Here is a 12548-nt window from a genome sequence, read left to right on the forward strand (position 1 = left end):
AGCAGACTAAGAAAGGCTAAAAATCAAAATACATCTATATTATTATCTGTGTCATTGGTGTTAATTAATCAAAAATGAAGAAAAACATTATGAACAAAAACCAACTTTTAATCGAACTCGAAAAACGAGGAATCAAACTCTGGTTAGAAAATGACTTATTAAACATCGAAGCACCAAAAGGAACGTTAACAACAGAACTACGAGATTCACTCAAAGAACATAAACCAGAACTTATCAAACTTCTAAATCTCAGCAATACAAAAACAATCTCTTTACCAAGTATCACACCAAATCCTCAGCAACTTCATCAACCATTTCCCCTCACCGATATCCAACAAGCACATTGGTTGGGACGCAATCAAGTATTTGAATTAAGCCATGTCAGCAATCATGTTTACATAGAATTTGAAACTAATAATTTAGACATATCACGCCTTACAGCAGGTTGGCAAAAACTCATTCAACGTCATGATATGCTCAGGGCGATAGTATTACCTACAGGAGAGCAAAAAATCTTAGATAAAGTTCCCGATTATCAAATTTCCATCCTAGACTTGCGAGAATTAGAACCACCACAAATCGAAACTGAGTTAATAGCAATCCGCGAAAAATTATCTCAGCAAAACTTACCTTCGCACCAATGGCCTTGGTTTGATATTCGAGCCACTTATTTTAATAAACAGCAAATTCGGCTGCATCTGAGCATGGATTTATTGTTGATAGATGCTGCAAGTATTCGGATTGTATTTCACGAATGGAATCAACTTTATCAAAATCTCGAATTATCATTACCACCATTAGAACTATCATTTCGAGATTATGTCATCGCTAAAAATTCTCTCCAAGACTCAGAATTATTCAAGCGATCGCAAACTTACTGGTTCAATCGGTTAGATACTCTCCCACCAGCACCAGAACTACCCCTAGCTTGTTTTCCTAGTGAATTAAAAGAGTATACATTCAAACGCTATGCTGCAAAACTAGAACCCCATATATGGCAAAAATTAAAACAGCGAGGTCAAAAAGCTGGTTTAACTCCTTCTATCATCTTGCTAACTGCTTTTGCAGAAGTTTTAACTTTGTGGAGTAAAAATCCTTACTTTACTCTCAACTTAACTGTCCTAGAACGTCTACCACTCCATCCGCAAATCAATCAAATTATTGGAGACTTTACTAATACAAATCTCTTAGCAATAGACAATTCATCCCCAAATACATTTACAAATTTAGCTCTAAAAATACAACAACAATTACTCCAAGATTTAGACCATATTTATATTAGTGGAGTAGAAGTATTGCGGAAATTGCTTAATCAAAAGCAAACAGAATTGACCGCAGCTATGCCTATAGTATTTAGTAGTGTGTTAGGTTTGGGTAATTTTTCTCAAGCAGATTTAGAATATAACTTTTTAGGAGAGGTGGTGTATGGTATTAGCCAAACCCCGCAAGTTTCCTTAGAACATCAAGTTGCAGAACACAACGGAAGCTTAATTTTTAACTGGGATGCAGTAGAAGCACTCTTCCCTATAGGGATGTTGGATGAAATGTTTACAGTTTACTGCAATTTGCTGGAGCGTTTAGCCCAAGAAGATGAATTGTGGACAGAACCCATAGAATTATTACCATCAATCCCAATTCATCCTCATCCACCAATCCCGCAAACAGCTTTACTCCACACTTTATTTTTTGCACAAGTATCTCAACGTCCACAACAACAAGCTATCATTAGCAGCGATCGCATTCTCACCTATCAAGAGTTAAGCGATCGCGTCACTGAATTAGCACGACAATTAGGCGATCGTTCTCAGGTAGCGATCGCTATCATTATGGAAAAAGGTTGGAAACAGGTTGTTGCTGCTTTGGCTATCCTTGCTGCTGCTGGTATCTATGTCCCCATCGATCCAGGATTACCACAGGAGCGTATATGGTATTGTTTACAACAGGCAGAAGTTAAACTCATACTGACTGAAACTACCCTTGTTCATAGTCTGGAATATCCAGAGAACATCCCAATTTTGTGTATAGATTCATTACCAACTCCACCGTCTCACCAGCCATTCCAGCCAATCCCAAAACCCACAGACTTAGCCTATATCATCTACACCTCTGGTTCTACAGGAACACCCAAAGGTGTGATGATTACTCATGAAAGTGCAGTCAACACTATTTTAGATATTAACGAACGCTTTCGCATCGATTCAGGCGATAGCGTTCGCAAAGCGTCCCGGAGGGAACTAGCGCTCCGTAGGAATCGCATCTTAGCTATTTCTGCTTTCAGCTTCGACCTCTCAGTTTACGACATCTTCGGCACTTTAGCAGCAGGAGGAACAATAGTAATTCCTGATGCTGCAAACAGTAAAGATCCATCTCATTGGAGTGAATTAATTGCCAAACACCAAATCACAATTTGGAACTCAGTTCCGGCTTTCATGCAGATGTTAATTGAGTATAACTTAAATAATACTCAAGTTATATTTAATACTCTCAGGTTAGTTTTATTGAGTGGTGATTGGATACCCCTGAATTTACCCACTCAAATCCAAGCATTATCTCCACAAGCCGAAATTATTAGTTTAGGAGGAGCAACAGAAGCCGCCATCTGGTCAATTTACTATCCAATTACCCAAGTTGACCCCAACTGGAAAAGTATTCCTTACGGAAAACCACTTAAAAATCAATATATTTATGTTTTAAATACATCTCTGAATAAATGTCCTATTTGGGTGACAGGAGAATTATATATTGGCGGAATGGGATTAGCAAAAGGTTATTGGCAAGACGAAGAAAAGACAAACGCTAGTTTTATTATTCATCCAGTTACCAAAGAAAAATTATATAAAACAGGTGACTTGGGACATTATTTACCCGACGGGAATATTGAGTTTTTAGGAAGAGAAGATTTTCAAGTTAAAATCAATGGTTATCGTATTGAACTAGGTGAAATTGAAGCAACACTAAAACAGCATCCCACCGTTAAAGAAGTCATAGTTACAACAATTCCAAAAACACAACAACTAATTGCTTACATTGTTCCCCAACCAGAGTCAAACGTCACCAATCAAGCAATACGTTCTTTTCTCCAAACCAAATTACCGGCATACATGATTCCCTCTACTTTTGTGTTGTTAGCATCTTTACCGCTCACAGCAAATGGTAAAGTACATCGTCAAGCATTACCTATTCCTGAAAGTACGCAACCGGAATTAACACAAACTTTTACCCCGCCTCGTAACCAAGTAGAAGAACTCTTAATTACAACTTGGACAGAATTATTTCAACTTCCGCAAATCAGCATCCATGAAAACTTTTTTGCATTAGGTGGACATTCCTTTTTAGCACTACAATTAATCTCAAAAATTAATCATAAATTTCACACAAGTATACCTCTTAGTACACTTTTTCACTATCCAACTGTAGCCGAATTAGGAAATTTTCTCATCCAAAATAATCACGCTTCCCCAACATCTGTATCTTTAGTCCCCATTCAACCACAGGGAACTCAACCACCATTATTCTGTATTCATCCCACAGGGGGACAAGTAATGGTGTATCAACATCTTGCCACCTGTTTAGGAACAGATCAACCTGTATACGCTCTCCAGTCTCGCGCTCTCAACAACTCACTGGATGAGCATAATAGCATTGAAAATATGGCTGTGGAATACGCCAAAATCATTCGCCAACATCAACCTCATGGTGCTTATCATCTCATGGGTTGGTCTATGGGTGGAGTCATTGCTGTTAGTGTTACCAAAGAATTAGAACAGCAAGGATGTGAAGTTGATTTTCTTGGACTTGTAGATGCGTTTTTATTTCCAGATAGTATACCAACTCTGACACCCGATCCTTTATATGAATTAGCATTAGTGTTTGGTGGTACTTTTGTTGATGCTTTGATGACGCTAGATACTGTTCAACAACAGCAACTACGAGAGCAACTCATAAGTTTAACATCTGTTGAACGTCTGCAATTAATGATGAATTGGGGAAAATCACAAAATTTACTTTCAAAAGAACTATCAGAAGTATCAATTGAAATATTACAGAAACAACTAGAACTAACCGAAATTCACCAAAAACTCTTAAAAAAACACCAACCTCCCCAAATTCAAGCTCAAATCTTCATCTGGTGGGCTGCACAGCAACTCACACCTAAGTTACCCCGTACTAACTGGAGTCAATATACTATCAATGCAACTCACACAAAAATCTTAGATGGCAACCATTTTAGCATCATGCTTCCCCCCTACAATAAAACACTCGCCCAGCAATTACAAGAGTACATTTCAGGAACTTACAGGCCAAAAGATCATTGAGTTTTTCCTAGAGCGGTAAAACTTGCTAGAGGTAGGCTGGAAGCAGAGTCAACTCGTTTGATATTTTCTAAGACGCATACGTAATTAAGCCTTTAGTCTCACCTCTCCAGTTAGTTTTGCCGTTCTAGAGTTTTTCAGCATACACACACACGAGAAGGGAGTAATACTAAATTGCGCTCAAACATAATATTCCTCCTACTCCCAGCCCCAGTTACTATCTTTGACTGCAACTCGGTATAAGTCATAAAGTTTGACAGCCTGTCATTTGACGACGTATGCCATGAAAAACGAAAATTAGCTGGGATATTATGCCGAATAAACTTTTTGCAGAGAGAACATGGAATGAAAAGGTCGCAACTAGGCGCAAATGGACTACCTTACACCATTCCCGTTCATCCCAACTTAGTCCATATCACCTTGGGTTTATTTATCATCGCCTTTGCCTTTGATATTATTAGTGTACTATTCCCCCTGGAAAAACCAGTCTTCAAATTTTTGGCAATACCCGCGACTCGTGCCGGTTTTTGATGTTGGTTGGTAGAATATGCTGGCTTCAGCAATCATCACCTCGGCTATGACCCGAATGGCACTAAGTTAATCGCAAAGCCCTGATATAACTGACTTTTTGAGTGTGGGAAGAGGGGGAAGAAGAGGAGAACGTTCTCCCTACACTCCCCACACCTCCCACACCCAGCCCTGAAGAGGTTTCAGCTTATCTTCGTGCCATTCGGCTATGACCCAAAGATGCTATGCAAATCAAGATTTAAACAAATTCAGAGGTTAGTTCATGGATTTTCTATCGGACACCGTTGCTCTATCGCGGATGCAGTTTGCACTGACGGCGATTTTTCATATGCTATGGCCTGTTCTTACCACTGGGATGGGGATTTATTTGGTCATTGTTGAAGGAATGTGGCTAAAAACACGCAATCCTGATTACTACCACCATGCTCGTTTCTGGGCAAAGCTATATGTGTTGAATTTCGGTATTGGTGTAGCATCTGGCTTACCAATGGAGTTTCAATTTGGCACGAACTGGGCCCCGTTTTCCGAAGCGGTAGGCGACTTTTTTGGCAGCATTTTAGGTTTTGAGGCTTCGATGGCATTCATGTTAGAAGCCGGATTTCTGGGCATTATGCTGTTTGGCTGGGAAAGAGTAAACCCAGTGATTCACTATTTTGCCACCATTATGGTTGCCTTTGGTGCAAACCTATCTACCTTCTGGATTTTAGCGGCAAACTCTTGGTTGCAGACCCCAGCAGGCGGGGAAATAGTGAACGGAAAATTTATTGTCGATGATTACTTTCAGGCAATTTTAAATCCCTTCATGCTCAACAGTGTCTCGCATATGTTTTTGGCAACGCTGGAAACTTCTCTGTTTGTAATTGGGGGAATTAGCGCCTGGTACATTCTTAACAATCGTCATCAGGCTTTCTTTGCGCGATCACTTAAAATTGTCTTAGCAACTGCGATCGCTGTCACCCCATTGCAAATCTATGTCGGACACCTCAGCGCCGAACAGGTAGCTGATTATCAGCCTACCAAACTGGCGGCGATGGAAGCTAAGTGGGACACTAGTCCAGCTGGACAGCCTGCGTCCTGGAGTGTAGTGGCATTACCCAATAATAAGACGGAGAAAAATGACTGGGAAATCTCAATTCCTAACGGCTTAGGCTACATTTTGGAATTCAAAAAAAATCTGTCTAAACCCGTTCTGGGATTGAAAGAGTGGAAACCTGAAGATCGCCCCCGGATGGTGGGTTTGATTTATTACGCCTTCCGCGTCATGAGCGGTATCGGCTTTTTCTTGGCTGGCTTAATGGGTATCAGTGTGATTCAATGGTTGCGGGGGAAACTATCACCAGAAGCGATCGCCCAGCAGAAATGGCTACTGCGAATCTGGATGTTAGCGGCTCCACTGGGCTACATTGCTGTGGAATCAGGCTGGATTGTCCGCTGTGTCGGGCGGCAACCCTGGGTAGTTTATGGGAAAATTCGCACAGCAGATGGCGTTTCCCACCTACCGGCTAGTGAGGTTTTAACATCGTTGCTAATTTTTGCGGGAATTTATACAGCCCTGTTTATTTGTGCCTTATTCTTTGGTAGTCGGATCATTCGTCAAGGCCCCAACCTAGAGCTTCCGGTTCCAGGTATTGACACCCAAGCTGCCGTAGAAACTACTCCGGTTGAATTTGTTCCAGATCAACGTCCTGTCGAAGCACAGCAGTAAATCAAATAGGTAAAACAATTCAGTAATCGTATGGAGAATTTAGAACACTTTCTAGCACAAGTTTGGTTTGTCATTTTGGCTCTGTTTTTATTTCTCTACGTCATGTTAGACGGGTTTGATCTAGGTGTAGGCATCTTATCGCTAACCAGTTCCAATGACGATCGACGCGACATCTTAATGACGAGTTTGGGTAATGTTTGGGATGCAAATGAAACATGGTTGGTGTTGATGGGGGGTGCGTTATTTGGGGCATTTCCTCTTGCTTATGGCACCATTTTAAATGCGCTCTACATTCCCATTTTTGGGATGATCTTTGGCTTGATTTTTCGGGCTGTGGCCTTTGAATTTCGAGAGCATTCTACCAACAAAGTGTTTTGGAATGTGGCCTTTGGAGTTGGGAGTTTCATGGCGGCGCTATTTCAAGGATTTGCCTTGGGGAGCATTTTAGAAGGCATTACAGTGGATCAATCGGGTCACTTTATCGGCAGTATGTGGGACTGGCTCGATTGGCGATCGCTCTTAGTTGCCTTAACATTGATCCAGGGTTATGTATTGATTGGCTCCACCTATCTCATCTTGAAAACTGAGGGAGAACTGCAAACATCCCATTACCGCACAGCAAAAATTGCTGCTTGGACAACGCTCTTAGGTGCAATCTTAATCACCATCGCCACCCCTGTTGTGTATGAAAATGCCAGGGCAAAGTTATTTCACCAACCAGAAGTATATCTATTTTCACTCATTCCCGTGCTAGGCGTGGTGCTGATTTGGTTATTGATTCAAAGTCTGAACCGCAAAGCAGAAACTACTCCCCTCGTTTGGACAGTGCTGCTTTTTCTACTTACCTTTGTGGGCTTAGGATTAGTTGTTTTTCCCTATATTATTCCTCCAAGTATCACCATTTATCAAGCAGCCGCCGCACCTAGCGCGTTAGTGTTCATGATTATCTTCATTGGATTTCTGATTCCCATTATGTTGTTCTACAACATCTACAATTACATTGTCTTTCGAGGAAAAGTGGTAGGTACAAATTATGGAGAATAGGTGATACTAATTTGAGAAATAATTGTTGGTTTTTGTCTAAAGTCCCGATGGTAGTTTCTTCCCATCTGCACACAAACCCTAATTAGATCACCAATATTAATAAATAAGGGATACAAAGAAATTTGTATCTCTTCACTTTATAGAAGGTATGCAGGTATGTATGTACCTCTATATTTTATAGCTATAGCCATGAAGATTAGGAAGTAAACTATAAAAATTAGCATTAATTCATGTTGTCCACTTTCTGCTAATTTTTGATTTAAAATCATATCTTCATAGCAAACAATAAGGTTTTAACATCTAAGTTTATCCTTTGATTTGCATTCACTATTTATCTAAGTGAATTGGCTTTATTCTAGATATTTGAATTTACTTCTCAATTCTTATTAGCAATTAAGATGCGTTCGCCCTGAGGTTGCCCGCTCATCCCTCGTTATTCGTGGTTCTGTCAAACTTGCATATGCGATCGCCTACGGCGGGCGCTTGCGCCATCGCTACTAAACTTCATTCTTTTACCGCATCTGATTTAGCACAAGTTGATAATGTCTTTAGGAGGATGTTTTAACACTCTCGGTTTGGCTACTTTAAATTAAGTTAGAAAAAAGCTGAACGATTTATGAGTGACCTATTTTTATTACGTTTTACATCGAAGTTAATCAATTCGTTCAATTCATACAAGAAATAAACCAATAGGTTGTCAGGCTAATAGCAGTCGCCAAAAATATTGAAGAAAAAACTACAGAGGGCTATTGAAATGAGTACCCAAGATGATTCCCAAGATTCTATCCCGCAATATGATACGCACATCATTCCGGCTGAATCTGTCGCACGTCAGCATCGGGAAGGTAAGGACTTTGGTCATACCTCTCATGAAGAAGCTGACGGCACATTGAGCCAAGCAACAGAGGGTTACACGGTAGATAAAGAGGGATTGCTCAATAACTACGCGATCGAGCCAGAAATGTACGTCAATGTTCCTGGCGATAGGCAAGAGCAAGCAGCACAGGAAAAAGCAGAATATGCCCACCAGTTGCAGGAATTGTCTGAGGATGAGGACGGTAAACTGACCACAGAACATGATTGGCGGCACAAAGGTCCAGGCTTGATTTAGCGCACGCAAGAAATTCAACCAGGATAGGGAACTGATGTTTATACCTCGCGGGGTGAATGCTCGATAACAACTAAACTAGGCAGAATGGTTTATTACACGGCTCAAGGAGAACTGTGGGATGAATGGTAGATCAAAAGAAATATTAGTCTTTCTGCACGGCTTTGGTGGGGGTTCCTCCGCTTACAAATGGTCAAAAGTTTATCCAGTTTTCGTCGCAAAGTATCAAATCGTGGCACCTGATTTGATTGGCTGGGGGCGATCGGGCTTATTCGCCAGATATTATTGCCCTCACTGGAGTAGAGGTTTAACTAGCCGGAGGTCACGATAGATAGATCCCGAACTAGACCTGACATGACGTATTCCATTCAATTCAGGAGCAAGAACCGATGCACAAGTTATCTCAGAATGTTCTGAGCCTTGTACTGATGATCAGTGTCAGTCTGCTGCTGCTCAGTTGGAGTCCAGCGTTGGCGCAGCCTCCCCTTTGGGGAATCGCCTCAGCCGCTCCAGTCATTCCTCATCCTAACGAGTTGGCACAGGCTGTCCAAGAGATTGAATCTCTGGATGCCATGCGTACTGGGCTGGCTTCTTCCCTGGAAGGGAGTACCGAAGCACCCACGATGCAAACCATGAAAGAAGTCTGTCGTCCGGTCGGAATGCGAGCTATCCAACTCAGCCAAGAGAATGACTGGCAGGTCAAACAGATTGCTAAAAAATATCGCAATCCAGACCACGCCCCAGGCAACTTGCACGACCAAATTGCGTTGGCAAAATTCAACCAAGAGCCAGAACTGATTGGTTTTTGGGATCGAGAAACCCTGAATAAGCAGACAGGAACACGCTACTACCGCCGCATTAATGTGGAAGCCAGTTGCCTTGCCTGTCATGGTTTAAAAGATCGTCGCCCGCAGTTTGTTAAAGATGGCTACCCTCAAGATTTAGCGTATAACTTCAACGTTGGCGATTTGCGGGGCATGTATGCCGTTTTCATTCCCGATGATATCCAAAAAGCAATTCAAAAAGCTGTCAATTAGTGATAATCCCAATTAAGTCAAAGAGTAGTGCAAATGAAAACTGTTTTACATTTTATCGGATCAACATTCATACTCGGAATGCTAGTTTGGGCGCTAACGATTAATCTGGCGATCGCTCCAGTTCAGGCTGCCATTCGCCAGTTAGAAGAAGCACCAGGGCAGACGGTCTACCAGTCGGAGGTTTACCAGTCTCGCCAAACGCTCAAGGATCAACAGGGCAATAGTTGGCAAGCGATCGCCTTCAAACGGACTCATCCCGATCGAACAGCCACGATGTACTTGCGTCTCGTTGGGTTTCCAGGAACCGCAAACCTCGATCATTCGCAGCCACTCACCCTCATCGACTCAATGGGCAAAACCTTCACTGCCGCAGATGTCTCCCAAGATATGTTCATGGATCAAGCCCAGGTGGGGGCGGATGCCGGAGAGTATGATTTACAGCCGATCTTGATGCAGTTAGAATCGGCGATCCCTTTGCGGCTCGTCCTTCCAACCCTCGACCAATCAGAGATCACCCTGAATGTTTCTCCTAATGTGGTTGAAGAATGGCGATCGCTGACTGTTCAAAAGTAATCTTTTTGCAACTAGATAGCTATAAAGCAATACATCGATTTTAATATATACAAATACTTTGGAGATAAGCATCATGAGTTCAGAAACTTTAGCGGATCTTTCGCGTTGAACCTGATGGAACGACAACAGTCTATGCTGACGGTTTTACCCAATTAACTGACGTGGCTTTTGATAGTGTAGGCAATTTGTACGCTTTACAATATGCTAATCAACCAGAGTGGCAGGGTGTAAGGGATGGATCTCTGATTCAAATAGCTCCTGATGGAACTCGTACAACTGTTATTAGTGGTAATGGATTAGAGGCAGCTACTGCCTTGAGCGTTGGTCTGGATGGTGCAATTTATGTCTCTAACAGAGGCGATCTCCCAGGACAAGGACAAGTCTTAAGGATTGACATCAAAAAAACAGTTCCCGAACCAACTTTTATATTAGGCATACTAACTTTTGCTGCTTTAGGTATTAATTCCTTTTCCCAACGCCAGCGATCTCACGAGGTGTAGCCCATCGCTCTTTTGTTTTTCTCACCAATACGGATGGATGAATAATGGGAAAACTTACCAAGAGATTAGTAAATCTTTAGATATTGCAGTTAAGGATTGTAACTATTTCATCAGACATCAACATTGATTTGTTCTATTTGTCTAGCAGCTTTCTCCCAGAGTTTAGCTGATGCCTCATCTTGCCAATTATTTCGCAAATCTTCTGCCTTTTTGTGACAGATTCGCTCTTGCATCTCTAAAATCGCAGCTAATGACAAGTTATCGATTAATGCCTCTAAAGTATGCATATATTCTTGGCTCATACCAATATTTCCTCAACAGAATATGTGTAGACTTATCCTAACGCTGAAAGGCTGATAGAATAAAATATTGAGTATTAAGTTTAAAGTGAAATGATTTAATTAAATTATGAGCTATTTTTAGCAAAAATACGTAAAAATATTGTCCATTTACCCCAATGTTGGGGTTTTGAGCGAACTTTTGGATGGCTTAACTTTTGGTGCAAGTTTACATGAATCTTCTGGCTGAAATTCTCGTAAGATAAGGCATTGCGTTTCTAACCGCATTTATCTCACTCCAGTTCTAACATTATGATCTTTTAATTCGAGCCTTGCCATCTAAACGCCATCGCCGCAGAGTACAGACGGTAGCCACATTGACTCTGATTGGAGGCGACCGATCGCAGACCGTGAAAATGGTTGTCGGACAAGGTACGCCGAATGTCGGTGATGTCGGAAAAATTCGCCCCAGCGCATAGCCGATTAACGGATAAATTAGCTAGGGCATAAACAATCAAAATCGCGCTGAGAATGCCGTTAAGTCTCCGAATGGCGCGAAAACTCAAACGATTTCTCATGTTTTCTTCACCGTTAACTGCTTCCAATTCCCCTTCCACAGCAGCAGTCCGCCTAATACTGTCAATGTCAGCATCTGCCAGATCTGCACCAGAGAACCAAACCCAATTGAAGTTTCGATGGCATCCCGAATTTCATCAAATGCGGCGTGATAGACAGTTACAACGGCAAGGCTCTGCGAAATAGTCCAAATATAGGCATAAGCGATCGCGTGCATCATGCTAGGAATTAGACTGACTGCAAGCGTAATGCCGATTGAAGTCCCCATATTATCAGTAAGTTTTTCAGTCATGCCCATTCCAATAAGTACAGGCAAATGCCATGCCCACCAAATAAAGGAATGAAGTAGCAGTGCTGTTCTTAGTCTGTATTGTTTGACCAGGTGCGGTAGCAGATAGCCTCGCCAACCAAACTCTTCACCAAATGCTGGGATTAAGGTGCCGACAAAACGAAGTAGAAAATTTCCGAGGATGTCTGGAACCATAACTCCTTTAGGAATACTCCGCATTCCTAAGACTAATTCGAGGATGCTAGGGACAACCCAGACAAAGATTGCTAGTGAAAAGACTGCTATATAATGTTTTGGCTTACTCCAACTCCAGCCAGCCTTAGAGAAACCATCACGGAATATATAGCGACCTGCAATGTATGTACCAACTGCGACCATAATCATTGGTAACGAGCTTAAGGCATAGCGCATAAATGGTGTCTCTACCCAAAGCACATAGGCGATTTGAAATGGCCAAGATATCGCCATAACAATCAATAGATATGTTTTTAGCGAGAAAGGTTTCTGGGGGTTTCTCATTCTTGAACTTTACCTCCAATATTTTTGGCAGTTGTCTTCTGCTGAGGCAGACGCTTAGCGAACGGCAGAATCTTGTTC

At 41.7% G+C, this 12548-nt stretch carries 10 protein-coding genes and 2 pseudogenes; 9 read left to right on the forward strand and 3 right to left on the reverse strand.

Going from position 1 to position 12548, the window contains the following annotated elements:
* Positions 1–89: 89 nt before the first annotated feature.
* The 9 genes and pseudogenes from ACM0OS_RS01875 to ACM0OS_RS01915 all read left to right on the forward strand — a co-directional run bounded on the left by ACM0OS_RS01875 (position 90) and on the right by ACM0OS_RS01915 (position 10808).
* Positions 90–4316, forward strand: coding sequence for an amino acid adenylation domain-containing protein (locus tag ACM0OS_RS01875; RefSeq protein ID WP_414541456.1), 4227 nt, complete (start codon positions 90–92; stop codon positions 4314–4316).
* Positions 4317–4658: 342 nt separating this feature from the next.
* Positions 4659–4854 (forward strand): annotated as a pseudogene (locus tag ACM0OS_RS01880) (DUF2231 domain-containing protein); the annotation flags it as partial.
* A 249-nt stretch (positions 4855–5103) separates the two neighbouring features.
* Complete coding sequence (locus ACM0OS_RS01885) at positions 5104–6546, forward strand: cytochrome ubiquinol oxidase subunit I (RefSeq protein WP_414541457.1); 1443 nt, start codon at positions 5104–5106, stop codon at positions 6544–6546.
* Positions 6547–6576: 30 nt separating this feature from the next.
* Positions 6577–7590: a cytochrome d ubiquinol oxidase subunit II gene (gene cydB / locus ACM0OS_RS01890; RefSeq protein ID WP_414541458.1), complete on the forward strand. Its 1014-nt coding sequence runs from the start codon at positions 6577–6579 to the stop codon at positions 7588–7590.
* Positions 7591–8344: 754 nt separating this feature from the next.
* Entirely contained in the window at positions 8345–8701 is a 357-nt protein-coding gene (locus ACM0OS_RS01895; protein ID WP_414541459.1) for a hypothetical protein, read from the forward strand.
* A gap of 84 nt (positions 8702–8785) precedes the next feature.
* Positions 8786–8984: pseudogene (locus tag ACM0OS_RS01900) on the forward strand (alpha/beta fold hydrolase); the annotation flags it as partial.
* Between the two features lie 103 nt (positions 8985–9087).
* Positions 9088–9735, forward strand: coding sequence for a DUF3365 domain-containing protein (locus ACM0OS_RS01905; protein ID WP_414541460.1), 648 nt, complete (start codon positions 9088–9090; stop codon positions 9733–9735).
* A 78-nt stretch (positions 9736–9813) separates the two neighbouring features.
* Positions 9814–10308 carry a DUF3122 domain-containing protein gene (locus ACM0OS_RS01910; RefSeq protein ID WP_414541461.1) on the forward strand — a complete coding sequence of 165 codons (495 nt, stop codon included), beginning with the start codon at positions 9814–9816 and terminating at the stop codon, positions 10306–10308.
* A gap of 95 nt (positions 10309–10403) precedes the next feature.
* On the forward strand, positions 10404–10808 hold the full coding sequence (locus ACM0OS_RS01915) for a ScyD/ScyE family protein (protein WP_414541484.1): 405 nt from the start codon (positions 10404–10406) through the stop codon (positions 10806–10808).
* A 110-nt stretch (positions 10809–10918) separates the two neighbouring features.
* On the opposite strand, the gene ACM0OS_RS01920 is transcribed toward ACM0OS_RS01915, so the two are convergent.
* The 3 genes from ACM0OS_RS01920 to ACM0OS_RS01930 all read right to left on the reverse strand — a co-directional run bounded on the left by ACM0OS_RS01920 (position 10919) and on the right by ACM0OS_RS01930 (position 12419).
* Positions 10919–11110 carry a hypothetical protein gene (locus tag ACM0OS_RS01920; protein WP_414541462.1) on the reverse strand — a complete coding sequence of 64 codons (192 nt, stop codon included), beginning with the start codon at positions 11108–11110 and terminating at the stop codon, positions 10919–10921.
* A gap of 286 nt (positions 11111–11396) precedes the next feature.
* The gene (locus ACM0OS_RS01925) at positions 11397–11582 is read right to left on the reverse strand and encodes a DUF6064 family protein (protein WP_414541485.1); all 186 of its coding nucleotides are present in this window, start codon (positions 11580–11582) and stop codon (positions 11397–11399) included.
* Between the two features lie 78 nt (positions 11583–11660).
* Complete coding sequence (locus ACM0OS_RS01930; RefSeq protein WP_414541463.1) at positions 11661–12419, reverse strand: CPBP family intramembrane glutamic endopeptidase; 759 nt, start codon at positions 12417–12419, stop codon at positions 11661–11663.
* Positions 12420–12548 lie beyond the last annotated feature (129 nt).

Source organism: Nostoc sp. CCY0012, assembly GCF_963920855.1.
In the GTDB taxonomy this organism is placed as follows: Bacteria; Cyanobacteriota; Cyanobacteriia; order Cyanobacteriales; family Nostocaceae; genus Cyanocohniella.